The organism is Agrobacterium sp. rho-8.1 (assembly GCF_033957725.1).
GTDB lineage: Bacteria > Pseudomonadota > Alphaproteobacteria > Rhizobiales > Rhizobiaceae > Agrobacterium.
Window position 1 is genome coordinate 2,006,300 of the sequence record NZ_CP192788.1, and the last position, 25,607, is coordinate 2,031,906.

Below are 25,607 nucleotides of genomic sequence, written 5' to 3' on the forward strand. Positions count from 1 at the left end.
GCATCTATTATAAGGGTACGAAATTTTCGTTATGGATGACACTGTTACGTCCCAAAGATATAGAGAATCGCACGAGCGTAACATACGGAGGAAGAGATGACCGAGGCGAACCACGGGAAAACGAACTGGAGCACCCTACCCTGGCACCGGCAATGGCTGGCAAAGCAGGCGGAAGGTTTGTTCGACTTCTTTCAGTATCGCGCCATCAACCCCAAGGGCGGTTTTTTCGATCTCGACCGCCAAGGCTTGACCCTGCAACCAGAAAACCCGGTTCGCGGCATCCATATGTCCGCGCGCATGGTGCACTGCTTCTCAATCGGCCACCTCCTGGGTCGCCCGGGCTGCGGCGATGTCATCGACCACGGCATGACCTATCTGTGGAACAATCATCGCGATACGGAGCACGGCGGATATTTCTGGCAAGTGGATGAAAATGGCCCCGTCGATGCCAGTAAGCAGGGTTACGGACATGCCTTCGTACTGCTTGCAGCGTCGTCTGCCAAGACCGTTGGACATCCGCTGGCCGACCAGATGCTGGCAGACATTACCAACGTTCTTGAAACGAAGTTCTGGGAAGAAAAGCACGGCGCAATCAACGAGGAGTTCAATCGCGATTGGTCTCCTATCGAAAACTATCGCGGTCAAAACTCCAACATGCACCTGACCGAGGCGCTGATGGCGGCCTTCGAGGCCACAGGCGACACCGCCTATCTGACCAAGGCCGAGCGCATCGCCGATCTCGTCATTCGCCGTGCCGCCGGCGCGCTGGATTTTCGCGTTCCCGAACATTTCGATGAGAACTGGGTGCTGGACAAGGATTATCGTGGCAACGAGATGTTCCGCCCCTCCGGCTCCACGCCCGGCCACTGGCTGGAATGGGCACGCCTCATGCTCCAGCTCTGGGTGTTGGGTGGGCGCAAGCATGAGTGGATGCCGATGGCTGCGAAATCCCTGTTCGTACAATCCATGTCGCTGGGATGGGATCGCGAAAAGGGCGGCTTCTTCTATACGCTGGATTGGGACAACACTCCTGCCAAGCGCGAAAAGCTGTGGTGGCCGATGTGCGAGGCCGCCGGTGCAGCTCATTTCCTCAACGAACACCTGCCGGCCGATGAGTTCTACGAGGACAGCTATCGCCGCGTCTGGAGCACCATCGCCAACAGCTTCCTCGACCACCAGAACGGTGGCTGGCACGAGGAGCTGACGGAAAACCTGATCCCTGCCAACACGATCTTCCCAGGCAAGGGCGACATCTACCACGCGCTGCAAGCCTGCCTCATTCCACTGTTTCCTGCGGATGGCAGCTTGACGAAGGTGATTTCGGAAAAGGGCGGACGGTTTTAACGAGCGCGGGGAGCTGACGAAAGCTCGGTTTTTCCGTCATTCCGCACATGACGTTTAATGCAGTCAGCCCAAATCTTTGGGCTGAAGAGACCTTCCGATTGCCGACCGAACCGAGAAAGAAGCTCTCGTTGTGACGAAAACTCACGCGCGATATCCCCGTGCGGTGTGCCGGAGGAAAGTGTCAAAACCCCAGCGTCTCTTCGAAGTTATCCCACGACTGATACATTTCGTAACGACCAACACCCTTGATCGGCACGTGCCCGTAATACGGGGAAAGCTGGAATTCTGCCGCTTGTTCGCTCTTGCGGGCAACAGCGCCGACATAGATGGCGGAGGCAAGGCCGGTGCGGTTAGCGCCGTGTTCGCAATGGATGAGTAAGGGCTTTGGCGCGTTCTTCATGATACGCACCAATTCCTCTGCGCGGGCTTGCGGCACCTCTTTGGAGGAACTGAGCGGGAAATCAATCAGCTGGACATTGTTGGCCGCGGCGGCGTCCTTTTCCTGCGCGTACCAATCATCACGGTCCTCATCGCGTAAATTGATGATGGTCTTGATACCGAACTGTTGTGCGTATTTGGCAACATCAGCACCGGACGGCTGCGCCGATCTGTAAAGCTCTCCGGGCAATACTTCATGGAAATTCCCCGTAAGCTGGTTGATGCCCATATGGGCGCCAACCGAGGCTGGCAAAGCGACAAGAGCCAACACGCCAATTTTCAAAATACGTAAAATCAAAGTCGAACCTTTTGGAACAATTCATCAATTACCGTTCAAATGGCATCCCGTCCCAGCCGATACAATGACCCGAAAGTTGCATTCACGCCGTCTCACCCCTCTCAACCGGTGAAGAGACATGCCCAAACCGTTGCAAAGTCTTTTATGTTAGCGGGTAAAACATTCTGCAAAGAATGAGTTCAAAAAGACGTGAGATTTGCCCGATTGTCGCTATGGTTAAGCGTTCGGAAACATCAGTCGAATTCGGCCGAGTTGATCGTCACCCGCCATTCGAGGTCTCTGCCATCGACGTTTTCATTGTTGCGGAGACGAAACGGGCGGCATGCGGCATAGGTCTCGTGGGGTTCCAGACGCCTCTCGCTGATCTGGTAGGGATCAAATGAAACCGACGCGCGGAAGGCTGCCTCGAACCCTTCCAATGTATAGGTCAGACGGCGTACGGCAACGCCGTTGGTGTTTTGAAAGCTGACCCGAATGGGGGCGGTGGCTTCCGTGCAGGTCGGATCGAAAGACGCAGTCGCGATGATGGCGTTCAGTCGTTCGCCAGAGCGCCACCAGTCGAAGACCACCCAGGAAACCGTCGATGCCCAGACGATGGCGAGCCCGATCACGACAGGCTTGATATGCCGAGGAAAGCCGATGAGGAAAAGCAGCAAAGCTGCCGTCATGACGATACCAACAATCATCTGCGTAACGCACCTGAAGTCGCGGTTGCCGATTGTCTGATCATAATACCTCCCTGATCGATCTGCGTCTCGCCCTGCCGATGTGGCGGTCTGCACGTCGTGTCAAGTTACACACATCGCTTGCGAAGAGCCAAAGCCTGAAACAAAGGCCAACACTCCGCAGGCAACACCTTTACGTGATGGTTCTTTGCGATGGAGCAGACGACCTGCGGACTGCGTCGATGATAGCGTAGCCGACAGCGACCATAACCAGCAAGGTCGTGCCGTTGAGCGGGAGAGGCAGCATGATCTGATCCACAACGAGTTCTCCACCGAGCATCAACGCGATCTGCACAACCACAAGCACCAGCATCGCCGGGACAGGAAACCTGATGCCTTTAAGTCTGAAAAAACGATAATAACCGAAGACGAAAACGGGAATGAGCAGAGCGGTCATGGCGAGAACGTAAATCCTCAACCAAGAGGCATCCGCCAAGGAATCCGGTGATAGAAACACAAGTGGTATCAGGAGGTAACCGCCAGCACTCGCCGCCAGAAAGGGTGGCCATATGATGATGTTCATGACGTGAACGGAACTGTTCACTGACTCCGCAACATGCTGCCGATCGATGCTTTGCATCACTGTACGGATTGCAAATATGATCATCGCAGCGGCGATAGTCATCACAAGGATAGCGCCTAAGAGGTGCAAGACACCGACGGCGCCCATCCTTAGGAGCTCAAACCACGAAGAAAGCTGAGCAGGCAAACCAATCAGCGCAGGTAAAAGCCAGACAATCCAGAACCCAGCAAGAAGGCTTGGGAGAGCGACCAGTCTCGACATGAACAAAAGAACCGCAACACCGCCAATCAGAGATGCGACGATTATCCCTAAACCGAACGCGCTGTCGTCAGCCAGAAACCCCATTGTTGCTACCGATTGCGCAATGCCATAGGCCTGCGACACGGCAATCAGCAAAGCCACCACATTTTCAAGAGTGACGATAGCGACGCTGTTTTCCAGACGGGGAACGAGAATTCTACCAATCTGTCCGAGTGCAAACGCGGTCAGGATCGGCCCAGTTCCAAGCGCAAGGACGGAGAGTTGCGAGGGAACGCCATTCCTTAGTTGCGTTTCCATAAATGCAGGATCAAGCCCGGGTAACGCGATATTCCAGCCAATCATCGCCACGACGGAAATCAAGATCACCTGTGCGATGATGCCGCCTGCATTGCCTTGCTTGAACCCGGAATCGTCAACCGTAACGCTCATCACCACCCCCGTTATGCAGGTTGACAATAACGCAACGCAGCGTGGTGTCACCTATTTCTTGATGTGCGTTATCGAAGAGAGGCGCCTTGGATTAGATACAAATTTTGCAACTCATGGCGGCGACCCAGCGTAAACATATTCTGGTCACCTGCAGCCCGCTTAAACTCTACAGCGCTATTGAAGCATCAGGGATTTACGCGCTCGCGGGATTGAACCTCTTGAGCTCTTCATAGGAAACCGAAACCTATGCAAGACAAGTCCAGCCTGATGTGGCGACGGACATAAATGGTGGGCCCGGGAGGACTTGAACCCCCAACCAAGCGGTTATGAGCCGCCGGCTCTAACCATTGAGCTACAGGCCCTTCCGGTGGCATTAGCCATTTCGGAATGCGCGGTTGCAATGGTTCAACCTCGCGCGGGGTTGGCTTTAACGCAATTTTTTGGACGCGACAAGCCGTTGTCTTACGGCGTGCGGCATCTATGCCGTATTAGACCCATAATCTCCTGCGACACGGGCAGTCAGAGACGCTAAAAAAGAGGAACCTCAATGACATCGAAACTATATTGCTCCCTGGCGCTATCAGCGTTTACGGCTCTTGTGGCCGTGCCCATGGCCGCATCTGCGCAGGACAATACCAAGCGGGAACCCGTGATCAGTGTGTCAGGTGAAGGCGACGCGGCGGTGGCGCCTGATATGGCGATCCTGTCCTTCAGCGTCGTGAAGCAGGCGCAAACGGCCGCGGCAGCGCTTAAAGACAACAGTAGCGCCATGAAAGAGGTTCAGGCCGCGTTGAAATCCGCCGGTATCGCCGACAGAGATTTGCAGACATCCAACTTCTCGGTTCAGGCGCTTTACAAGCAGTTTGAACCCAAGGATGGAGTTTATATCGCGCCAGAGATCACCGGTTATCAGGTCAACAACGGGCTGACCGTGCGTGTCAGGGACATCTCCAAACTCGGAGAGATTCTGGATCGTTCCGTCACGCTCGGCATCAACCAGGGCGGAGATATCACCTTCACCAACGACAAGCCTGAGGCGACGGTGACAGAAGCGCGCAAGGCTGCTGTAGCGGATGCCATGGCGAAGGCAAAGACACTCGCCGAGTCAGCGGGCGTCAAGCTTGGACGCGTGCTGGAAATCACGGAGACCTCCCAGCGCCCGATGTCCATGCCGCAAACAATGATGCGGGCAGCGGCCATGGAGAAATCCGACAGCGTGCCGGTGGCAGCGGGTGAGAACACCTACAAGGTCAATGTCAACGTGACGTTTTCCCTGGAGCAATAAATAAAAAGAGGCGCACATGGCGCCTCTTCCTGTGCACTGGTGCACAGCGAAAATCCCCTCGTCACGATGCCATGGCGAGGGGATTTTTATTCTAGGCGATCTTCGTGCAATGGTTATCGACGCACAACCGGGCAGCCGCGAACATTGGCAAAGACGACGCGGTCACGACCCTGGCGGTCGAAACCGGCAACAACGACGCGGCGAGGAGAAACGTCAACAACACGGACGCGGCGCAGGCCCATTCGGCTTGCCTTTTCTTCGGCCAGCCAAGGGGCGCAGCGATCGCGGCCACGATCCGGACGACCCCAATTACCGCCGTGACGTGGACCATCCTGGACGTGGAGCCCGTAACGAACATCCTGCGCAGAGGCAGTCGATGCCGCCGCAGAGAGGCCACTGATGGCGAGTAGGGCTGCAACGCCTACTTTTGCGAATGTGCTGATCATTGTCTTACTCCGTTTCAAATCTTCGCCGGGATGCGAGGTGACCCGGTCGACTGATATGACAATAATCGGCAGCGTGTGAACGCTTTCAGAACCGCCCATTCAGCATACATTCATGGCGCCAAACACAATGGGCTGGGTCAACCGGAAAGGTGCATGACGATCTGGCGCACATGCGGTTGGTTGCGATGCTCAAAGAGATAAATGCCTTGCCATGTGCCCAGTAGGAGCTTGCCGCTGGCCACAGGAATACCAAGAGAAACCTGCGTGAGTGCCGACTTGATGTGTGCCGGCATATCGTCGGGCCCTTCCATCGTGTGCGAGACCCACGCCATGGAAGGATCGCTCGCGGGTGGCACCATCCGCGCAAAGAATTGCGACAGATCCCGTTTTACATCGGGATCGGCATTCTCCTGGATGAGCAGGGAGCAAGACGTGTGGCGCACGAAAAGCGTCAGAAGCCCCTCCTCCATCGCATTGGCTTTGACGAAGGCTGCCGCGTCACGGGTGAATTCATAAAGACCCTGGCCGCGTGAGGAGATCAAGAGAATTTTCTGGGACAAAAATATTTTCGCTTTCGGATTGGAACGAAACGTCTAGCCGGTCGTTCTGAGTTTTCAGGCCAAAATGTGACGTGCGTCCACGCGAGACGACGGCACGGGGACCAGTACGAAGGGGAACGCGCTTTTAATGTACGAATATGCCGCTGTACGAAAATACTCGTTCGCCTGCCAAATTTCGACTATATTTTGTGAGATGAAGTCTTTAACGACATCACATTTATTGCAAAATACCGACAATATGCACCCTATTCTATCTCGCTACCGAAAGACCACTTCATGACGTCGCAAGTCCAGCAGGTCGATCTCACCAACTGCGACATAGAGCCTATTCACATACCGGGATATATCCAGCCGCACGGGTGTCTGATTGCTTGCGACAGTGCTATGCGCACCGTCACTCGGCACTCCGTCAATTGTCATGATGTGCTAGGCTTTGCTGGTCAGATGATCGGTAGGCCGATTGAAGATTTTTTGGGCAGCGATGTCGTTCACGACCTGAGAAACGCACTGACGGTGACGGCCAACAGCAGCCGTCCAGCCATGTTGCCCAAGGTCAAGCTTGCCTGCGGAAAGTCTTTCGATATTGCCATTCATCGCTACAAGGTTGTGACCATCGTTGAACTGGAACCTGCCAGCAATGAGGCGCAGCCGCTGCACACTGCCCAGCTTATGATCGATCGCATCCGTGAAGCGGACAGTGTCGAGAGCCTGATTTCCCGCACCACACGATTGATCAAGGCGATGCTGGGTTACGACCGGGTTATGGTCTACCGCTTTGAACAGGATGGCGCCGGAAAAGTTATTTCAGAAGCCAAACAATCCGATCTTGAGAGCTTTCTTGGCCAGTACTTCCCGGCCAGCGATATTCCCAAGCAAGCGCGTGCTCTCTACCTTAAAAACACATTGCGGATCATCTCGGATTCACGCGGTGAACGGGTAGCGGTTGAACCCACGCTCGACCATTCGGGGGAACCCCTGGATCTGTCCTATTCACACTTGCGCAGCGTTTCACCCATCCACTGCGAGTATCTGCGCAATATGGGCGTGTCGGCATCCATGTCGATTTCCATCATCAATGATGGCGAATTGTGGGGGCTGATCGCCTGCCATCATTATTCACCGCGCATACTCCCCATGCCCATTCGCATTGCCGCAGAGATGTTCGGAGAGTTCTTCTCGCTTCACCTCCAGGCTTTGAAACAGAAGAAAAAGCTAGCGACTGCGCATGACGCCCATGCATCGCTCGACAAATTCCTCCGTCTGGCGGCACACCACAACAATATAGAAGAGCTCTTGGTTGAGAACCTGCCGGATTTCAGCAGGTTGATGCCTTGCGATGGCGTTGGCGTTTGGATGAACGAGCGCTGGTATACGGTCGGCACGGTTCCACCGCCATCGCTTGCACCGCACCTCGGTCGTCTGGCCAGTTCGGTGTCCGAGGGGCGCGTGTGGGCAACACATGCGCTGTCAAACCAGCTGCCTGAAGCGGAATATCTGGGCGGCGAAATTGCAGGCATGCTGGCCGTACCGTTGTCTCAGGTCAAAAACGACTACCTGATGTTCTTTCGCAGGGAACTTGTTCAGACTTTAAACTGGGGCGGCAACCCCGATAAGTCCTACGAGACCGGACCTCTGGGCGATCGCCTGACCCCGCGCAAAAGCTTTGCGCTGTGGAAAGAAACCGTGCACCAGCAGTCTCAGCCGTGGACCGAAGAAGACCGACAGATTGCGGAAGCCGCGCGCGTGGCACTTGTGGAGGTAGCCTTCCGCCATAGTGAATTGATGGCTGGCGAAAGAGCGCAGGCGGAAGTGCGTCAGCGCATGTTGAACGAAGAGCTCAACCACCGCGTCAAGAACGTTCTGGCCATCATCAAATCTCTGGTTGGGAACCCAACGCAGGAAGGCCGCACGCTGGAAGAGTATGTTTCTGCCCTGAAAGGTCGCATTCAGGCTCTATCTTTTGCTCATGATCAGGTCGTTCGTGGCGAAGGTGGCGGTCAGTTGCGTGATCTGCTGGATGCTGAGCTATCACCGCACAGGTCTCCAGCTAGCGAGATCGAGACGACAGGGCCAAGCGTTCTGCTGGATTCCCGTGCATTCTCGGTCATGGCACTGGTTTTACACGAACTGGCAACGAATGCTGCGAAATACGGCGCACTCGGCCAGGCCGGCGGTCGGCTCTGCATTGCCTGGGAGCTGAACGATATGGGCGATTGTGTTATTTCCTGGCGTGAGACAGTACCAGGAAACGTGACGCCACCAACGAAGACAGGCTTTGGATCTGCCCTCATCAGCCGCAGCGTTCCCTATGATCTGGGTGGGAAAAGCAGAGTGACCTATCAGCCGCACGGCATCGAAGCCGAAATTGTGCTGCCTGCCCGTCACGCGACGCCCGGCCAGCCACAAATCAATCTGGAACTATCGAGCAACGCCTCGGACCCTTACACACCCTATGCCGCGGAGGAAACATTGCGGGTATTTCTCGTTGAAGATCAAATGCTGATCGCCATGGATGTCGAATATATGCTGGAAGCGCGCGGCATCACCGACATCGAAACCGCCACGTCTTCGGCCATGGCGCTGGATAAGTTGAAGAGCCTGACACCCGACGTCGCCATTCTCGACATTAACCTCGGCACCGATACGTCGCTACCGGTTGCCTACGAGCTGCTGCGCCGCGAAATTCCATTCATGTTCGCCACCGGTTATGCCGATGGCATCATGATCCCAAGCGAATTCGCGCATGTGCCAGTAATCCGCAAGCCTTACGACGAGGTTTCGCTCATCGGCTCGATCGGCAAACTGGTTGGCAGGCAGGTACTGGCTTAAAACTATCACCTAGAAGGTAGGTAAGCCGCGGCGTTTAGCGTCTTCAGACGACAATTTCGGACCGATCGCATAATTAAAATCAGTGACGATGTAGTTGTCGATATCCACGTTGCAACGATAGTCGATCGGGTACCACTGCGTTCCCACATTAAACGCTCCCTGAGCATCCATTATATTGCCGGAAACGGGAAAATTCTTGCCCGTATGGGGCTCCAGCCCCTCGTAAGGACCTCTGCTCACTTTGATCTGAGCCATTGCCTCGGAGACGCATAACTGTATCACCCGCTGGCGGGGTGGTAGGTTCCCCATGATTTGACGCAACATGGGACCGGGGCGCTTTGCCGCAGATATGATCTTCTTCGCGGGCTTGAGTTCGGGATTACCCTCCCCGTCTGGCGTTGCTTTCGCAGGCATTGGATTGGGCTCTGGTTTCGGCAGCGGAATGGCAACTGAGGCAATCTCGTCAGGCACAGAAGCTGGTGAAGCCGGTATTTCTCCTTGATCGGAATTTGCTTTATCGGCAGCCGTCGCACCCTTGTTTTCACTCGGTTCCTGCTGCGGTGGGGTCACAGGTTGCGAGGGTTCCTCGGCCTTTTCAGGCGTCTCTTGCTCCTGTCCACCGGACTGCTGCTCACCGGGTTCATCGCGCTCGTCCAACTGCGTTGGCCCCGGACGGATGGCCACAGGTGGAATTTGCGATGGCGGTGGCGGCTCCTTCGGTTTTTCCTCCGCAGGCGGCGGCTCTTCCGCCTTCTTCTCTTCCTGTTTCTTTTCCTCAGGTTTGGGTGGCGGCTCCTCTTTCGGAGGCTCTACCATTTCGACGCTGACGCTCTCGGGCTGCGGCTGAGCAGGAACTGGCGTATAACCGGACCATACAAGATAGGTCGTGCCGACAAGAACATGCAGCATGAGTGAAACCGGAATTGTCCAGCTCCCCTGCCACCATTTGTTCCTGCCATCCTTTTCCATCCGAAGGTCATGTCCTTTAAATGTGTCAGAGATAATCGTTTTAGGGGCGTACACCATCCCCAAAAAGAAAAACCCGGCCAGAAAACTGACCGGGTTTGATGTCTTCCACTAACAAAAACTCAGCTATCGAGGAACGAACGCAACTTGCGCGAACGGCTCGGGTGCTTGAGCTTGCGCAGAGCCTTGGCTTCGATCTGTCGAATGCGTTCGCGCGTGACCGAGAACTGCTGACCGACTTCTTCCAAAGTGTGGTCCGTGTTCATGCCGATGCCGAAACGCATGCGCAGAACGCGCTCTTCGCGTGGCGTCAGCGATGCCAGCACGCGCGTTGTGGTTTCACGCAGGTTAGCCTGAATGGCGGCATCGATTGGCAGAAGCGCGTTCTTGTCTTCGATGAAGTCGCCGAGATGAGAATCCTCTTCGTCACCGACAGGAGTTTCGAGCGAAATCGGTTCCTTGGCGATTTTCAGAACCTTGCGCACTTTTTCGAGCGGCATGGCAAGCTTCTCAGCCAGTTCTTCCGGCGTCGGTTCGCGACCGATTTCATGCAGCATCTGGCGCGATGTACGAACGATCTTGTTGATCGTCTCGATCATGTGCACCGGAATACGAATCGTGCGTGCCTGATCCGCGATCGAACGGGTGATCGCCTGCCTGATCCACCATGTCGCATAGGTCGAGAACTTGTAACCGCGACGGTATTCGAACTTGTCGACCGCCTTCATCAGACCGATGTTGCCTTCCTGAATGAGATCGAGGAACTGCAAACCACGGTTGGTGTATTTCTTCGCAATCGAGATCACCAGACGCAGGTTGGCTTCGACCATTTCCTTCTTGGCGATCCGCGCTTCGCGCTCACCCTTCTGGACCATGGAAACGATACGGCGGAATTCGGCAATTGAAATACCGGTTTCCTGTGCAAGGTTCTGGATTTCCAGACGGATGTCGCGAATCGTATTGTTTTCTTCGCGTGCAAATTCCTTCCAGCCCTTGGCGGCCAGATTGGCGATCGACTTCATCCAGTTCGGATCAAGTTCCGCACCGTGATACTGCTCCAGAAAACCGTCACGCTTCACGCCGTAGGATTCGGCAAGGCGCAGAAGACGACCTTCGTTCTGCATAAGGCGCTTGGAAATATCATAAAGCTGCTCGACAAGGCTGTCGACGCGGTTCTGGTTCAGCGACAGCGACTTAACCGCCGTGATCAGCTGATCTTTCAGTTCCTTGTAACGGCGTTCCTGACCGGTAGACAGCGTACCGGTGCAAGCCAAACGCGCCTCGACCTGCTGGTCCTGAAGCTTGCGCAGCTTCTTGTAAGTATCCGCAATCGTATCCAACGTTTCCATGACCTGCGGACGCAGTTCGGCTTCCATCGCAGCAAGCGAAAGATTGGACTCGTCGTCGTCCTCTTCTTCCTCTTCATGCGGAAGGCCTTCGCCGCCGACATTCGTCACGTCATCGTCGCCACCGGGATTGCGCAAACGGCGGACTTTTTCCTTCTCTTCAGCAGCCTTGCGGTCCGCTTCGATTTTCTCAGGGCTCTGGAACTGCGGGGCAGCCTTGGCTTCCGGGCCAGAATAGGTGGTTTCGAGATCGATGATCTCGCGCAGAAGCGTCGTGCCTTCGTTCAATTCATCGCGCCAGATGATCAGCGCCTGGAACGTCAAAGGGCTTTCGCAAAGGCCAGAGATCATCGTCTCGCGGCCAGCCTCAATGCGCTTGGCAATCGCGATTTCGCCCTCGCGCGACAAAAGCTCGACGGAGCCCATCTCGCGCAGGTACATGCGTACCGGGTCATCGGTTCGGTCTGTCGGCTCTTTTTTCTTAGCAGTCGCAAGCGCAGTGCCGCTGGAGGGCGCGAGCTCGCCCCCTTCGGACTCTTCTGCCTCGGCGTCGGCATCTTCGGCTTCCGCTGGCGCCTCTTCGGCGTCCTCGTCTTCAACCACATTGATGCCCATTTCGCTGAGCATTGCCATGATATCTTCGATGCGGTCAGGATCGACCTGATCCGACGGCAGCACCTCGTTCAGCTCATCCATGGTGACGTAGCCGCGTTTTTTCGCGGCCTTGATCATCTTTTTGACCGCGTCATCCGAAAGATCGAGAAGCGGCCCATCCGTCGCGCTGTCGCGTTCGTTTTCAGCTTCTTCGTTTTCTTTGACTTTGGTTGCCATCTATCTCGTCGCTTTCCCTGACGCTAACATCCGCTCCGCCGCAAAACCGATCGCCTTGAAAAGGCATCCGGCTCTGGCCGCGAATCACCGCCAAACACCTAACGGAATGATCTTTAATTGCCGTTTAACCACGGCTACCACAGGCGGAACCTCAAGACAGTGCATCCGGAAATGCTTTTCCATGCAGTTTCGATCCGCCAAAGGCCCATTCCACCTTACTTTTCCTGAAATGGTGATTCCCGCTATTTCCCGTCACGTCAAGCGTTTATGGCCCAACCGAGGGTTAAAAGCCAAAAAACGCCACTATCCCCGCGACATTTCACGGACCTCACCAACTTAACCCCTATTTAGGTCTATCTGTGCAAAAGACAAGCCTCAAACGGCGCAAAACGCCTAACCGTGGCCATAGGCCGGACCCTTGACCCTGCCGGACATGACCCCGAAACCATCGATGATCGCCTCCTGATTTTCCATCCGTCCAATCTCCAGCTGAACCTCCGAAAGCGCGCGCATCAATTGAACCATGCGCTCGCCGTCGCCCGCTTCCGTTGCCTCGGCAATCTCGCGCTCAAGCTCGATCTTTTGCCAGCGCAAAGCCTTGGTGCGCTTATGCAGCGACAGCGACTGCGTATACCCCTCTCGCGCGTCTTCGGGCGCCGCCTGCTCCGTCGCGGTCCAAAGCCGGGCATTGCGCACCTGCTGGTTCATGGCTTTCAACAAAATGTCAAAGCCCTGCGCCTCAAGCCGGGAAACAAGACCATCGCGTGACAGCTCGGCACCGTTTTCTGCCGCATAGGTCAACACCTGCGACCACAGCCTTTGCAAGTCGCGACTTTCGTAGTCGATGGCAGCGATCTCGTCATATTCTTCCAGCAGCAGCTGCGGATGGTTGACAATGGTCAGCGCTAACACACTCTCGCGCAAGGCTGGCGCAGCGAGATACCCCTTCACCAGCCCGGATTGGCTGAGCCGGTCGGATATGCTGCCAGCGCCCGTAGTGCTTCCCCGCGCTGGCGTTCTTTGTCCGTTGCGGTTGGCGTTGCCCTCCCCGCGCCTGAAACTGCCATTAGGCCCGTTGCCGCGCTGGAATTGTGGCTGGAAAAACGCATTCAGCCGGTCGCGCATATCCTGTTGGTAAAAGCGCCGCACGCTTTCATCTCCAATGACGGATACGATCTGTCGCAAGCGGCTTTCAAGCTCGGCGCGCTTTTCCGGCGTATCGAAGGTCACCGAGGCGGTTTCCCGGCTCCAGATCATTGCGGCCAACGGCTTGGCTTCGGCAAGTACGCGGTCGAAAGGCGCCCTGCCCTCGTGGCGCACAAGATCATCAGGGTCCTTGCCATCCGGAAGCAGCGCAAAGCTGACGGAACGACCAGGCTTGATATGCGGCAGGGCAAGATCGGCAGCGCGGCTGGCGGCACGAATACCAGCACCATCGCCATCGAAACACAGAACAGGCTGCGGCGACATCTTCCACAGCAGCTCGAGCTGATTATCCGTCAGCGCCGTACCGAGTGGCGCCACCGCGTTCTCGACACCTGCCTGATAAAGCGCGATAACGTCCATATAGCCTTCGACGGCGATCACCGTGCCGGATGACTGCGTGGCGCGCCGGGCGCGGGCGAAATTATAGAGCACGTTGCCCTTGTGAAAAAGCTCCGTCTCGTTGGAGTTGAGATATTTGGCCATCGCATCAGCAGCCATCGCACGACCACCGAAGGCAATGACCTTTTCACGTGACGACAGGATGGGAAACATGATGCGGTCACGAAAACGATCATAGGACACCGGAACATTCTCATGCACCACTAGGCCGCAGGCCTCCATCTGCTCCTTGGCAATACCCTTGGAAGCCAGATGCTCTTTCAGTGCGTTGCGGCTATCGGGCGCGAAACCCAGACGGAACGTCTCGATCGTACGCCCGCTCAAACCGCGATCGCGAAGATAGGCGCGCGCTCGGGCACCGGCCGACGTCTGCAACTGATCCTGGAAGAACAACGTCGCCATTTCCATGACGTCCTGCAACGTGGCACGCTCACGCTCACGCCGCTCCGCTTGCACGTCGGGCTGCGGCATGGAGACACCGGCCATATCGGCAATCTGCTGTACGGCTTCAGGAAAGCCCATGCCGTCGAGATCGGTCAGGAAGCGGAAATGGTCACCAGACACCCCGCAGCCGAAACAATGGTAGCGCCCTTTGCGATCCTCACAATGAAAGCTCGGGCTTTTCTCACCATGGAACGGGCAGCAGGCCCAATAGTCACCTTTAGATGCGTTGCTCTTCTTCCTGTCCCAGGTCACACGTCTGCCAATAACATCGGAGATGTTCACTCGGTCACGTATCTCGTCGAGAAATGAGTTTGAAAAGCGCATCTTTACCTGGGATCGGTGCCTGTTTCGGCCTATCCACTATATAAGCGCAGCCAGACGAAATTACCAAGCGCTGAAACCAATGATGCCCGTTATTCACAGGCAGTCTCGACGCAAATCACTCTCATGACTGCGCGAACTTCAGGCAATTTTACGGCAGAAGACAACCCGGCAACATTACGTTTTTGTAATTTGATCCAGGACGAAACCCGTCCTAATTTCGATGTATCGGCATGATGCCGAGCGTTTGCGTGATGCTGGATGGTTCGAGCGATATCCCCCAAGAGCGCCGAACATGCACTTTTCCCCAAAGCGCATCTCCACGCATGAAAAAGGCAGGGCATCCACATATGCCCTGCCTTTCCTTCTTTAAAATCGTCGCTTTACTTCAGCAGTTCCTTGATCAGGCCTGAGGCCTTACCAAAATCGATCTGGCCAGGATAACGCTCTTTCAGAACCGCCATGACTTTGCCCATGTCGCGCAGGCCGGAGGCTTCCGTCTCCGCAATAACGCCTTCGAGGATGGAGCGCACCTTCTCCTGCGGAATTTCTTCCGGCATGAAGCTCTTGATGATGACGATTTCTTCGCGCTCGTGTTCGGCAAGTTCAGCACGGCCCGCCTGATCGTAGATACCGGCGGACTCTTCGCGCTGCTTGGTCATCTTGGCCAGAATCTGCAAAATCTCCTCGTCGGAAACCGGATCTTTGCCGACACCACGATTGGCGATATCGCGATCCTTGATAGCCGCTTGGACAAGGCGAATCGTCGAGAGACGGCGCGGTTCGCGGGCTTTCATGGCGTCTTTCAAAGCGGCGGCGAAGGTATCCCGGATCATGTCTTTCTCCTTGGGAAAGGCCCTGTCTGTCGGCATGGATCGGTCAGGCATTTCCATCATTATTTTGGCCGTGACATAAACGAGCAACCGAGTATCGGCAAATCATTTGCATAAGCATCTGAATCAAATGGATTTTAAATCCGGATAATCCACAGGGCCGCGGTTGACCCTTCGCGCCCCTTTCGTTATTTTCCAGCACCTGCACAGGATTTTAACGAAGGTCACGACGCGAAGTCTTTCGCGCGCCCTTATCCGCGAAAAAAGATGACCGCTTTGACCTGCTTTTAAAGAGCGGGCCCAAGTGGCAGAAACGGGAAACGAGATGACCGAGACAGCACCCTGGACCACCCGCAAACCCACCGCCATGCTCGTCCTGGCCGATGGCACCGTGATCGAGGGAACCGGCATCGGCGCAACAGGCAAGATGCAGGCGGAAGTCTGCTTCAACACGGCGCTGACCGGATATCAGGAAATCCTGACCGACCCGTCCTATCTGGGCCAGATCGTCACCTTCACCTTCCCGCATATCGGCAATATCGGTGCCAATGACGAAGACATCGAAGACCTGACACCTGCCGCACGGCGTGGTGCGGTCGGCGTGATCTTCAAGGCCGACATCACAGAACCATCCAACTTCCGCGCGGCCAAGCATCTCGACGCATGGCTGAAGGCTCGGGGTATCATCGGACTTTGCGGCATTGATACACGTGCGCTAACGGCCTGGATCCGCGAAAATGGTGCGCCGAACGCCGTCATAGCCCATGATCCGAACGGCGTTTTCGATATCGATGCGCTGAAGGCGGAAGCCAAGGCGTGGACCGGTCTTGAAGGTCTTGATCTTGCTATCGAAGCAACATCCGGCCAGTCTTCCATCTGGAACGAGACACCTTGGGTTTGGAACGAGGGGTATGGCACGCTGGGCGAGACTGACGCCAAGTATCATGTCGTATGCTTGGATTTTGGCGTGAAGCGCAACATTCTGCGCCTCTTTGCAGGTCTCGACTGCAAGGTCACGATCGTTCCTGCCCAGACGTCTGCCGAAGACATCATGGCGCTCAAGCCGGATGGCGTTTTCCTGTCCAACGGTCCTGGTGACCCGGCTGCGACCGGCGTCTATGCCGTGCCGGTTATTCAGGACCTGATCAAGACGGAACTACCGATGTTCGGCATCTGCCTCGGCCACCAGATTCTCGGGCTCGCCGTCGGCGGCAAGACCGAAAAGATGCACCAGGGCCACCATGGCGCAAACCATCCGGTCAAGGACTTCACCACCGGTAAGGTGGAAATCGTCTCCATGAACCATGGGTTCGCTGTCGATGCCAAGTCTCTGCCTGAGGGTATCGAAGAAACCCACACATCCCTGTTCGACGGCACAAATTGTGGTCTGCGCATCACCGGCAAGCCGGTGTTTTCCGTTCAGCACCACCCTGAAGCATCCCCCGGCCCGCAGGACAGCCACTATCTCTTCCGCCGCTTCGTCAATCTGCTGCGTGAGAAGAAGGGTGAACCGGCTCTCGCAGAGCGCTGATACGAATCGGAAAACTGGTCAGCGATATTCGGCCCGCGTTCAGCGGGCCATTGTTTTGATAACCTTGGTCAAGCAGCCGCTGCCGAAGAGGACAGATCGATTGAGACGTTCTCGATCCTTCAGAGCACCCCTTACGACGTCCGTTTCGCACGTCCAGTACGTGCGCTCGTCCGTTTCATCCGTGACGATTTCCTTGATACTCAAGGTCGTTGGGACAGATGTTTGAAACCGAGTTGCCGCGACAGATCCTGATTGTTCTTTTACCCCGCAAATCTCAGATATGGTATCTCCGACTTGGTCGGCAAAGAAGCGCAAGGTGTGGCTCATCGTAAAGCAGATCGCCCGCAAGCGCGTCGACGGTTACAAAGGGTCTATTCGGCATCTCGAACTTTACCGGATCAGTAACAATACCCAGCACCAAATCTCTGAGACTTAAGTTGAGGTGTCAAACATCAAAGCATGGCGCATTGAATGAATGCCACCATGCTTTGACACTCTCGGCCTCGCTTAGATGGCTCTAAGCTGAAGCGCGACAGGTGCTGCGACCTTGTCTATCAACACCCCCTGCTTCTACCGCCCGGATTGCTGTCCGAACGTCTGATCGTGGTCTCCCACTGATTTATCCCTGTGCTGTCTCGATTAGGACTAACTGCCCGGAGCTGTTGTGGGTGGAGGCGACGGCTCCGCGTGTTGAACAAGCTGAAATTCCAGTTTCCCGTCTTTTTCAACACTGCGAATGTATGCCGGACCTTCCGAGACAGGACGCTCGTCGGCGACCATCACGGTAGCCATCTGTGCAGCGCTTTGCTGTACGTGAAAACCACCATCAAAATCCTGAACAGTATCTACAATCATTTGAAAATTCCTTTTGTTTTAACACTCTAAATCCGCTGGAACGTCGGAAATTGCCCAACTGACCATAATAAGTTGTATTATTATGATTTAATCGTCAAGGTTGATTGAACTAAATCTACGATGACACGAAAAATAATATCTTTCTAAAGTTGTATGTCTAATCACATAAACTTCTCATTCTGGAAATCGGGAGGCCTACATGATTGAAATCCCTATTTCATTGGGAATGCGTCATAAAAATATTACGATCCTCGAAATCAAAGCGCCAAAAATCAGCGATGATGTTTAACCACGGACTGTCGCGCCCGAACTAGTCGTGTTGCAAAACAAACGCGGCTCTCTGATAGAGCAGACGGCATTCACGTAAGGGTTGACGAGCTGTGCCTATCTATAAGAGCCTCTACGAGCGGGAAAAATGCGCTGCGTGACCATGAGTTGAGGTGTCAAACATCAAAGCATGGCGCATTGAATGAATGCTACCATGCTTTGACACCCTTGCTCCGCTTATATGGCTCTAAGCTGAAGCATGGCAGTTGGCGCCACCTTGTCTATCAACACCCCTGTTTCTAAAGCTCGGATTGATACCCGAACTTCGGGTTGTGATCACCCACTGATGAGTGCTTGTGCTGTCTCGATCAGGGATTCGGACCACGCTTGGAGGTCGACCTCTTCACAGTCGCAGCAAGCTGAAATTCCAGCTTTCCGTCTTTTTCAACACGGCGAATGTGTGCCGGACCGGCCGAGACAGGACGCTCATCGGCGGCCATCACGGCAGACATCTGTGCGGCGCTTTGCTGCACGTGAAAACCACCATCAAAATCCTGAACAATATCTACAATCATTTGAAAATTCCTTTTGTTTTAACATTTGAAATCCGTTGGAAATTGCCAAACGGACTATAATAAGTTGTATTATTATAATTTAATCGTCAAGGTTGATTAGACTAAAATCCAAGATAGCACGAAAAAATAATATCATTCTAAAGTTGTATATCTAATCACATAAACTTTTCATTATGGGAAATAGGAGGCCTACATGATTGAAACCCCTATTTTATTAGGAGTTCTTCATAAAAAATACTACAGTCCTCGAAATCAAAGCGCTGACAATCAACGACCCCATTAAACGACGGAACGTCGCGCTTGAACCCGCCCTGTTGCAGAACAAACCCGGCTCTTTGATCGAGCAGACGGCCACCACGTGAGGGTTGACGATCTATGCACGTCTCCAACAGACGCTGGGAGTGGGGAAAATGCGCTGCGTCACCATAGGGGAGCGTACCGCGTCGATGATGCATTCATCGCGCTTACCCGTTCGGTCTACATCACCAGTGATCAGCACGCAGACCTCAAACGCCAGATCAACGCGCGCCTCGGCTCGACGACCGTGGAGGAGAAATCCTACAAGCTGTGCGCTGCATTGGCTTGGTAGCGACTAGGCCAGCGCTTGCATTTCACGCTTCACCATCAGGTAAAAGCGCGTGGTCAGGAGAATGGCTGCTGTCGAAAGGCCGAACACGAAACCAAACCACACACCTGGCCCACCGAAACCAAGCGGAAAAGCCGCGATCCACGCCAGCGCCAGACCAATGGGCCAGTAGGAAATCAGCGCCAGGATCATCGGCACGCGGGCATCCTTCAGCCCCCGCAACAGACCGGCCGCGACCGCCTGCATGCCATCCACCAGCTGAAACACGCCGGCGATGATGACCAACGTGCTGGCATAGGCAAGAACTTCGGGCGCACCGGGCAAACTCGGATCGAGAAACCAGCTGGCCAGATATTGAGGAGCGAGCGCAAAGAAGAGACCACCCGCCGCCGCGATGAGGCACGCCACGCCATAAACGGTTACCGCCGCACGCACGAGGTTTGGATAATCGCTCTGCCCATGTGCCACGCCAACGCGCACGGTGGCGGCCTGGGAAAGGCCGAGCGGAATCATGAAGGCAATGGATGCCAGTTGCAACGCAATGCCGTGAGCGGCCAGTTCCAGGGTGCCGATCTGGCCCATGAGAATGGAGGCTGCCGAAAACAGCGTGACTTCGGCCAGAATGGTGACACTGATGGGCAAGCCGAGACGGATGACCTCCCACAGCGCGTGAAAATCCGGCTTCCAGAACCGCACGAAAAGCTCGTACCGCCGTGTTTCATCCCGTGTCTGGATATAGACGACGATGAAAAGCAGGCTGAAGGCATTGACGATGACGGCGGCAAAGGCGGCACCCAGCATTCCGAACGCGGGAAATCCGAAGTGGCCGAGAACCAGAGCGTAGGCCAGGAACCCGTTGATGATCAACATGGCAATGGTGGCATAAAGAATGATGCCAGCGCGTCCTATGGCACTAACAAGGCTGCGCATGACATAAAACAGAAGCGCTGGCAGAAGACCGAACTGCGCGATGGCCAGATACTGTCCTGTCTGCGCCGAGACCAACGGATTCTGACCCAGCGCCAAAAGGATGCTTTCAGCGCTGAGGAAAAGCGGCACGGTCAGTAACCAGTAGACCGTTGCCACCCACATTCCCATGCGCAGGGCACGGCGCGCAGTCGTGGCGTCACCCTGCCCGTAGGCGTTGGCCACCATCGGCACCACAGCGACGGAAAAGCCCGAGCCGAAAATGAAAACGACGAAGTAAAACTGTCCGGCTAGAACCATGGCAGCCAGTTTTTCAGCGCCCAGCTGGCCGACGATGATCATATCGGTGGTATGAATCCCGAGCTGCGCCAACTGTGCGCCAATCAGCGGAATTCCCAGCGCAAGCGTTGCTCGCAAATGCGAGCCCCAGGAATGCACTCCCACGGGAATTTTCTCGACCGCAACCGACGAAGACATGACATCACCTCAAAAAGTAAAGCCGCTTCGCTAACGTGAGACAGGCGGCTCGCCGTCTGGTTATGTCATTTACAGCCAAGGCGCAAGCACACGGCATTTACAACACAATCGCGTCATGAAAATATAATTATTTTTAAAAAACAATGCTTTAAGACGTTTCCCATATCCTCACATTTAAGGCTTGTAAACTTTGTTTACGCTTGCCTGATAAAGGTTCCACCGAAATAAAAAATATTTGGGTGCATGAAGCACGCCATGATGGCCATTGGCATGTTCGCATCAAAACCCGGCAAGCCCGGTCTTTCTAAGGTTCAGAAATTGCCCAAAAAATCCAATTTGATGACGCGGATCGTCGTGGCGGCGTCCTGCGTTGTTGTCGCCGCCTTCGCAGGTTTTTCGGTTTACATCGACGGCCTCCAGCGCAACGCAGCCAACCATTTCGTCGAAGACAAGATCAACGCCGCCGGTAAGCAGTCAGCACAGAGCATCGCCAACTGGCTGAACGGTCGCGTAATGATGACGGAAATGGTGGGCGCGGCGATGACGAAGGCTACCACACAGGAACGGCTGGACCTTCTGTTGCAGAACGACATTCTGGCACGCGAGTTCAAATCCGCTTATTTCGGTGACGAAGCGGGTGCTTACAACAATTTTCCCGCCCAAAAAATGCGCGACGGCTACGATGCGCGACAGCGCCCTTGGTACCAGGCCGCCGTCAAAGCAAACTCGACAGTGTTGACCGAACCCTACGTCGATGCCAGCACAGGCAAGCTTGTCGTCAGCGCGGCCGTTCCGGTCAAGCGTGACGGCAAGCTGGTCGGCGTTGCTGCAAGCGACTTCTTGCTGACGACACTGGTTTCCATGATCAGCTCTATCGATGCGGGCAACGAAGGCTACGCGTTTCTGGTCAACAAGGATGGCAAGATCCTGATTCACCCGGACGCATCGCTGATCAACAAGACGCTGACCGATCTCTTCCCTGTCGCGACGCCTAAGATTTCCCAGGCCGTTTCGCAAACCGAAATCGGCGGTGCAGAAAAGATCACGAGCTTCCTTCCCGTTCCTGGTCTTCCAAACGTCGAATGGTCGGTTGGTCTTGTGATCGACAGCAAGACCGCGTTTGCATCCATCACGCAGTTCCGGATCGCAGCCGTGATCGCCACAGTTCTCGCGGTCGCCGGCATGATCGCATTCCTCGCATTTCTCGTAAACAGCCTTGTGATTAAACCCGTAACGCAGATGACCGCTGCGATGGACGAGCTTGCTGCTGGCAACCTTGAGACAACCATCCCCGGCCAGGAGCGCAAGGACCAGATCGGCTCCATGGCGGCAGCCGTCTCCGTCTTCCGCACCAATGCGCAGGAGCGCCTGCGTCTGGAAGGCGACGCCGAGCAGACCCGCAATATGTCCGAACACGAGCGCGGCGAGCGCGAAAGGACTGCCGCGAAAGACACGGCCGATATACAGTTCGCCGTCAGCGCATTGGCCGAAGGCCTTGCCCATCTTTCGGATGGCCATATGGATTACCGTATCAATACGCCATTCGTGGCCCATATCGACCGGCTGCGTGAAGACTTCAACGGCTCGATCAGCAAGCTCAATGGCGCGCTCGTTACCGTCGGCCAGAACGCCCGCGCCATCGACGCCGGTGCCAGCGAAATCCGCCAGTCGGCAGACGATTTGGCCAAGCGGACCGAACAGCAGGCCGCGTCTGTGGAAGAGACCGCCGCCGCACTCGAGGAAATTACCACCACCGTCAAGGACTCTGCCAAACGCGCAGAAGAAGTCGGACGTCTGGTGGAACGCGCCCGCACCAATGCCGAACAATCCGGCGTGGTTGTTGGCAATGCGGTGAAGGCGATGGAAGGCATCGAGCAGTCCTCCTCCGGCATCTCCAAAATCATCGGCGTCATTGATGAGATCGCCTTCCAGACCAACCTTCTGGCGCTCAACGCCGGTGTGGAAGCGGCGCGTGCCGGTGAAGCGGGTAAGGGCTTTGCGGTCGTTGCACAGGAAGTGCGCGAACTGGCCCAGCGTTCTGCAAACGCCGCCAAGGAAATCAAGACGTTGATCAGCGCATCGACGACACAGGTCGAAGCCGGTGTCTCGCTGGTCGGCAACGCTGGCAAGGCGCTTGAAACCATCGTGGCCGAAGTGCAGGAAATCAACCAGCATATCACCGCCATTGTGCTTGCCTCGCGGGAACAGTCGACCGGTTTGCAGGAAATCAATACGGCCATCAACACCATCGACCAGGGCACGCAGCAAAACGCCGCCATGGTCGAGGAACAGACCGCTGCAAGCCACGGCCTTGCCTCCGAAGCAGCTGCACTGAACGATCTGCTGGCACAGTTCAAACTGGCAAACAACCAGCAACGCGCCCGTACCGGCTACAGCCGCGCGGCCTGATCAGCGACCCGCATCAAACAAAAAGGGGCGTGACCTGCTGCCCGGTCACGCCCCTTTGTTTGTCCACTCCACCTTGTGCAGGTCGATGAAAACCGACAATTTGTGCGCAATATGGTGAGTCGTGAGGAGAGCTCGATGCTGTGGGATATTTTATGGCGCGGTACGATCATGGGCATCGGCGGCACCCTGTTCATGGATATCTGGGCGATTATCCTGCATCGCATGTTCCGGCAGCCCGCCCCAAATTGGGGGCCCGTTGGCAGGTGGTTCTGGCATCTACCCAAGGGAAAAGTCTTCCACGACAGTATCGCGACCGCGAGCCCCTATGAGCACGAAAACGCGCTCGGCTGGGTGTCCCATTATGCCGTCGGCATTCTCTACGGGATCATTCTCGCGATGATCGTGCCGGATGGCTGGTTTGCGAAACCATCGTTCCTGCTGCCGTGGATCGTCGGCATTGTGACGGTCGGCGCAGGCTGGTTCCTGCTTCAACCTGGCCTCGGCATCGGTTGGGCGGCGTCCAAGACACCCAACCCGACCAAGGTGCGCGCTCTCAACCTCGTTGCGCACACCGTATTTGCTTTGGGAATGTATGTAACCGCCCTGATTTTGGCCTGAGATATCAGATGTCTGCAGAGAACGTATCGCAATCTTCGATACGGCCTTTGTCGAAGCCACGGCGGAACCATTGAGCACGTTGGGCCGACGTACCGTGATTGAAGCTGTCAGGCACAACGTAGCCCTGCGACTGCTTCTGAAGCGTATCGTCGCCAATCTGGTGTGCGGCGTTCAAAGCTTCTTCCAGATCACCTGTTTCCAGAAGGCCCTTCTGCTGGGTGGATTTGCCCCAGATGCCAGCGTAACAATCCGCCTGCAACTCGACACGAACAGACATCTTGTTGGCATCGGTTTCGCTCATGCTCTGACGCTGACGGTTAAACTCAGGCAACACGCCAGTGAGGTTCTGGATGTGGTGACCGACCTCATGCGCAATGACGTAAGCCTGGGCGAAATCGCCCGAAGCGCCGAAGCGCTGGTCGAGTTCGCGGAAGAAATTGGTGTCGAGGTAGACCTTGCGGTCTTGCGGGCAATAAAATGGGCCACTTGCCGAAGATGCCGTTCCGCAACCGGAACGCACCTGGCCTGCAAACAGAACCAACGTCGGTTTTTGATAGGTTTCGTTCGACGCGGCGAAAATCTTGCCCCACGTATCTTCTGTTTCAGCCAACACGGTCCGAACAAAGGCGGTGGTATCGTCGCTGGACTGGCCTTCAGGCCGCGTGCCGGTGCTCTGCTGGCTACCGCTGTCGGTCGAAACGTCACCGCCTGAAAGAAGCGTCAAGGGGTTGATGCCCAGCGCCCAGCTGATCAGCAAAATGACGACAAGGCCGCCAATACCGATGCCGCCGCCCCGGCCGCCACCTGTCGGCAGGCGGAAGCCACCGCCCCCGCTGCCCGATGACATACCACGTCTGTCTTCAATATTGTCGGATTGTCGCCGCCCGCGCCACTGCATGCCAGTCTCCCCGTAAATGCGACGCTATAACGCAAACGAGAGCAATCCGTTCCCCCACATCAACTTTGCGAGAAGATATAGGCGCCGCCCTTTTTCAGCGCGCGCTGGTAAGCGGGCCGTGAACGGATGGTTTCGAGGAAACGCCGGATCGCCGGTCGATCGGCCGCACCCGCTGCCCGGCTCATCGCAGCTTCCACCGGAAAGCTCATGGCAATATCGGCACCCGTCAGCTCGCTTCCGGCAAAAAGACCATCCTTGGCGAGCTCCGCTTCCCAATAGGCCGTATGGTCTGCCAGTTGCGGATCGATGAGCTTGCTGGAAACGCCTTTTGAAATCAGCTGCGCCACGGGCCGCAGGAAGAACGGAACCTGACCGGGTATGCGCGAGAACAAAAGCTTCAACAGCAACAATGGCATGGCAGAACCTTCGGCATAGTGCAGCCAATAGACGTAGCGTCTGTAGTCATCCATGCCCCTCTCAGGTCTGAAGGCGCCCTTCCCGTAGGTATCGATCAGATATTCGATGATGGCTCCGCTTTCCGCGTATATCTTGCCGCCATCTTCGATAACAGGAGATTTGCCGAGTGGATGCACCGCTTTGAGGCTCTTAGGCGCGCGCATATCCGGCCCTCGGGCGTAGGTTTTGACGTCGTAGTCAAGACCGAGCTCTTCAAGCAACCAAAGAATGCGGTGCGCGCGGGAATTTTCGAGGTAATGGACGGTGATCATAGTGCCCTGTTCTATTGTTTTAGAAACGAACGTAATTCATTCAAATAACTCTACGTTTTTACAAGCGGAAAGGATCATCCCGCAACGCATGTATAAAGAGAGCCAATTTTCCTGTCAGAAACCAAAGATTCAGGGTTCCGTTCGCCAAAACATTTGCCTATAAGCCGCTTCTAGCCTGAAAAGATTGGAATTGCGCCCCCGGCCGGTGAGTTTCACCTTGGCCGTTTTTTGCGCAACAAAAAAGCGGAACGA

21 protein-coding genes and 1 tRNA gene are annotated in these 25,607 nt (G+C 55.5%); 7 read left to right on the forward strand and 15 right to left on the reverse strand.

All coding sequences use genetic code 11. From position 1 onward, the window contains the following. The first annotated feature begins 96 nt into the window (after positions 1–96). Entirely contained in the window at positions 97–1,344 is a 1,248-nt protein-coding gene (locus RMR21_RS10065; protein WP_498667889.1) for an AGE family epimerase/isomerase, read from the forward strand. A 181-nt stretch (positions 1,345–1,525) separates the two neighbouring features. Here RMR21_RS10065 and RMR21_RS10070 read toward each other — a convergent pair whose 3' ends face one another. From RMR21_RS10070 to RMR21_RS10085, 4 genes are all read right to left on the reverse strand, one after another. After that, the gene (locus tag RMR21_RS10070; RefSeq protein ID WP_498667891.1) at positions 1,526–2,011 is read right to left on the reverse strand and encodes a dual specificity protein phosphatase family protein; all 486 of its coding nucleotides are present in this window, start codon (positions 2,009–2,011) and stop codon (positions 1,526–1,528) included. 302 nt (positions 2,012–2,313) lie between these two features. Next, positions 2,314–2,766 (reverse strand): hypothetical protein, encoded by a 453-nt coding sequence (locus RMR21_RS10075; protein ID WP_498667893.1) that lies wholly within the window; start codon positions 2,764–2,766, stop codon positions 2,314–2,316. Positions 2,767–2,938: 172 nt separating this feature from the next. After that, positions 2,939–4,018 (reverse strand): hypothetical protein, encoded by a 1,080-nt coding sequence (locus RMR21_RS10080; RefSeq protein ID WP_498667895.1) that lies wholly within the window; start codon positions 4,016–4,018, stop codon positions 2,939–2,941. Positions 4,019–4,304: 286 nt separating this feature from the next. Next, positions 4,305–4,380: transfer RNA gene (locus tag RMR21_RS10085), tRNA-Ile, on the reverse strand. A 185-nt stretch (positions 4,381–4,565) separates the two neighbouring features. Here RMR21_RS10085 and RMR21_RS10090 point away from each other — a divergent pair. Next, a complete protein-coding gene (locus RMR21_RS10090; protein ID WP_498667897.1) occupies positions 4,566–5,303 on the forward strand; it encodes an SIMPL domain-containing protein in 738 nt (245 codons plus the stop codon). A 113-nt stretch (positions 5,304–5,416) separates the two neighbouring features. Here RMR21_RS10090 and RMR21_RS10095 read toward each other — a convergent pair whose 3' ends face one another. Together RMR21_RS10095 and RMR21_RS10100 are read right to left on the reverse strand one after the other, a co-directional pair. After that, a complete protein-coding gene (locus tag RMR21_RS10095) occupies positions 5,417–5,749 on the reverse strand; it encodes a hypothetical protein (protein ID WP_498667899.1) in 333 nt (110 codons plus the stop codon). 137 nt (positions 5,750–5,886) lie between these two features. Continuing rightward, complete coding sequence (locus RMR21_RS10100; RefSeq protein WP_498667900.1) at positions 5,887–6,309, reverse strand: secondary thiamine-phosphate synthase enzyme YjbQ; 423 nt, start codon at positions 6,307–6,309, stop codon at positions 5,887–5,889. A 276-nt stretch (positions 6,310–6,585) separates the two neighbouring features. Here RMR21_RS10100 and RMR21_RS10105 point away from each other — a divergent pair, with 276 nt between their 5' ends. After that, complete coding sequence (locus RMR21_RS10105; RefSeq protein WP_498667901.1) at positions 6,586–9,138, forward strand: HWE histidine kinase domain-containing protein; 2,553 nt, start codon at positions 6,586–6,588, stop codon at positions 9,136–9,138. Between the two features lie 9 nt (positions 9,139–9,147). Here the strand turns inward: RMR21_RS10105 and RMR21_RS10110 are convergent, their stop codons facing one another. The 4 genes from RMR21_RS10110 to RMR21_RS10125 all read right to left on the reverse strand — a co-directional run bounded on the left by RMR21_RS10110 (position 9,148) and on the right by RMR21_RS10125 (position 15,487). Then, positions 9,148–10,107, reverse strand: a complete 960-nt coding sequence (locus RMR21_RS10110; RefSeq protein WP_498667902.1) for a DUF930 domain-containing protein — start codon at positions 10,105–10,107, stop codon at positions 9,148–9,150. Positions 10,108–10,226: 119 nt separating this feature from the next. Next, a complete protein-coding gene (gene rpoD / locus RMR21_RS10115) occupies positions 10,227–12,281 on the reverse strand; it encodes an RNA polymerase sigma factor RpoD (RefSeq protein ID WP_174153580.1) in 2,055 nt (684 codons plus the stop codon). A gap of 393 nt (positions 12,282–12,674) precedes the next feature. After that, positions 12,675–14,654 carry a DNA primase gene (dnaG, locus tag RMR21_RS10120; protein WP_498667903.1) on the reverse strand — a complete coding sequence of 660 codons (1,980 nt, stop codon included), beginning with the start codon at positions 14,652–14,654 and terminating at the stop codon, positions 12,675–12,677. Positions 14,655–15,034: 380 nt separating this feature from the next. Then, positions 15,035–15,487, reverse strand: a complete 453-nt coding sequence (locus RMR21_RS10125) for a GatB/YqeY domain-containing protein (RefSeq protein ID WP_498667904.1) — start codon at positions 15,485–15,487, stop codon at positions 15,035–15,037. Positions 15,488–15,809: 322 nt separating this feature from the next. Between RMR21_RS10125 and carA the strand changes: the two genes are divergently transcribed. Continuing rightward, positions 15,810–17,015, forward strand: coding sequence for a glutamine-hydrolyzing carbamoyl-phosphate synthase small subunit (gene carA, locus RMR21_RS10130; RefSeq protein WP_498667905.1), 1,206 nt, complete (start codon positions 15,810–15,812; stop codon positions 17,013–17,015). Between the two features lie 645 nt (positions 17,016–17,660). Here the strand turns inward: carA and RMR21_RS10135 are convergent. Both RMR21_RS10135 and RMR21_RS10140 read right to left on the reverse strand, forming a co-directional pair. Further along, on the reverse strand, positions 17,661–17,870 hold the full coding sequence (locus RMR21_RS10135) for a hypothetical protein (protein ID WP_498667906.1): 210 nt from the start codon (positions 17,868–17,870) through the stop codon (positions 17,661–17,663). A 635-nt stretch (positions 17,871–18,505) separates the two neighbouring features. Beyond that, positions 18,506–18,712, reverse strand: a complete 207-nt coding sequence (locus tag RMR21_RS10140; protein WP_498667907.1) for a hypothetical protein — start codon at positions 18,710–18,712, stop codon at positions 18,506–18,508. Between the two features lie 358 nt (positions 18,713–19,070). Between RMR21_RS10140 and RMR21_RS10145 the strand changes: the two genes are divergently transcribed. Continuing rightward, positions 19,071–19,301, forward strand: a complete 231-nt coding sequence (locus RMR21_RS10145) for a hypothetical protein (RefSeq protein ID WP_498667908.1) — start codon at positions 19,071–19,073, stop codon at positions 19,299–19,301. Between the two features lie 3 nt (positions 19,302–19,304). Here the strand turns inward: RMR21_RS10145 and RMR21_RS10150 are convergent, their stop codons facing one another. Next, positions 19,305–20,702: an MATE family efflux transporter gene (locus RMR21_RS10150; RefSeq protein ID WP_498667909.1), complete on the reverse strand. Its 1,398-nt coding sequence runs from the start codon at positions 20,700–20,702 to the stop codon at positions 19,305–19,307. A 318-nt stretch (positions 20,703–21,020) separates the two neighbouring features. On the opposite strand from RMR21_RS10150, the gene mcpU reads away from it, so the two are divergent. Both mcpU and RMR21_RS10160 read left to right on the forward strand, forming a co-directional pair. Continuing rightward, the gene (gene mcpU, locus RMR21_RS10155; RefSeq protein WP_498670128.1) at positions 21,021–23,111 is read left to right on the forward strand and encodes a methyl-accepting chemotaxis protein McpU; all 2,091 of its coding nucleotides are present in this window, start codon (positions 21,021–21,023) and stop codon (positions 23,109–23,111) included. 138 nt (positions 23,112–23,249) lie between these two features. Further along, positions 23,250–23,729 (forward strand): DUF2938 domain-containing protein, encoded by a 480-nt coding sequence (locus RMR21_RS10160; RefSeq protein WP_498670129.1) that lies wholly within the window; start codon positions 23,250–23,252, stop codon positions 23,727–23,729. 4 nt (positions 23,730–23,733) lie between these two features. Here RMR21_RS10160 and ypfJ read toward each other — a convergent pair whose 3' ends face one another. Together ypfJ and RMR21_RS10170 are read right to left on the reverse strand one after the other, a co-directional pair. Beyond that, complete coding sequence (gene ypfJ, locus RMR21_RS10165) at positions 23,734–24,627, reverse strand: KPN_02809 family neutral zinc metallopeptidase (RefSeq protein WP_498667910.1); 894 nt, start codon at positions 24,625–24,627, stop codon at positions 23,734–23,736. A 59-nt stretch (positions 24,628–24,686) separates the two neighbouring features. Continuing rightward, a complete protein-coding gene (locus RMR21_RS10170; RefSeq protein ID WP_498667911.1) occupies positions 24,687–25,355 on the reverse strand; it encodes a glutathione S-transferase family protein in 669 nt (222 codons plus the stop codon). Between the last annotated feature and the right edge of the window lie 252 nt (positions 25,356–25,607).

What these genes read in the sequence shown, in the direction of transcription:
- RMR21_RS10125 (WP_498667904.1), bottom strand. Translation starts at nt 15,487, where the DNA reads ATGATCCGGGATACCTTCGCCGCCGCTTTGAAAGACGCCATGAAAGCC.
- carA (WP_498667905.1), top strand. Translation starts at nt 15,810, where the DNA reads ATGACCGAGACAGCACCCTGGACCACCCGCAAACCCACCGCCATGCTC.
- RMR21_RS10075 (WP_498667893.1), bottom strand. Translation starts at nt 2,766, where the DNA reads ATGATTGTTGGTATCGTCATGACGGCAGCTTTGCTGCTTTTCCTCATC.
- RMR21_RS10135 (WP_498667906.1), bottom strand. Translation starts at nt 17,870, where the DNA reads ATGATTGTAGATACTGTTCAGGATTTTGATGGTGGTTTTCACGTACAG.
- RMR21_RS10070 (WP_498667891.1), bottom strand. Translation starts at nt 2,011, where the DNA reads ATGGGCATCAACCAGCTTACGGGGAATTTCCATGAAGTATTGCCCGGA.
- RMR21_RS10095 (WP_498667899.1), bottom strand. Translation starts at nt 5,749, where the DNA reads ATGATCAGCACATTCGCAAAAGTAGGCGTTGCAGCCCTACTCGCCATC.
- RMR21_RS10150 (WP_498667909.1), bottom strand. Translation starts at nt 20,702, where the DNA reads ATGTCTTCGTCGGTTGCGGTCGAGAAAATTCCCGTGGGAGTGCATTCC.
- RMR21_RS10105 (WP_498667901.1), top strand. Translation starts at nt 6,586, where the DNA reads ATGACGTCGCAAGTCCAGCAGGTCGATCTCACCAACTGCGACATAGAG.
- ypfJ (WP_498667910.1), bottom strand. Translation starts at nt 24,627, where the DNA reads ATGCAGTGGCGCGGGCGGCGACAATCCGACAATATTGAAGACAGACGT.
- RMR21_RS10090 (WP_498667897.1), top strand. Translation starts at nt 4,566, where the DNA reads ATGACATCGAAACTATATTGCTCCCTGGCGCTATCAGCGTTTACGGCT.
- RMR21_RS10110 (WP_498667902.1), bottom strand. Translation starts at nt 10,107, where the DNA reads ATGGAAAAGGATGGCAGGAACAAATGGTGGCAGGGGAGCTGGACAATT.
- RMR21_RS10065 (WP_498667889.1), top strand. Translation starts at nt 97, where the DNA reads ATGACCGAGGCGAACCACGGGAAAACGAACTGGAGCACCCTACCCTGG.
- RMR21_RS10170 (WP_498667911.1), bottom strand. Translation starts at nt 25,355, where the DNA reads ATGATCACCGTCCATTACCTCGAAAATTCCCGCGCGCACCGCATTCTT.
- dnaG (WP_498667903.1), bottom strand. Translation starts at nt 14,654, where the DNA reads ATGCGCTTTTCAAACTCATTTCTCGACGAGATACGTGACCGAGTGAAC.
- RMR21_RS10080 (WP_498667895.1), bottom strand. Translation starts at nt 4,018, where the DNA reads ATGAGCGTTACGGTTGACGATTCCGGGTTCAAGCAAGGCAATGCAGGC.
- RMR21_RS10140 (WP_498667907.1), bottom strand. Translation starts at nt 18,712, where the DNA reads ATGATTGTAGATATTGTTCAGGATTTTGATGGTGGTTTTCACGTGCAG.
- rpoD (WP_174153580.1), bottom strand. Translation starts at nt 12,281, where the DNA reads ATGGCAACCAAAGTCAAAGAAAACGAAGAAGCTGAAAACGAACGCGAC.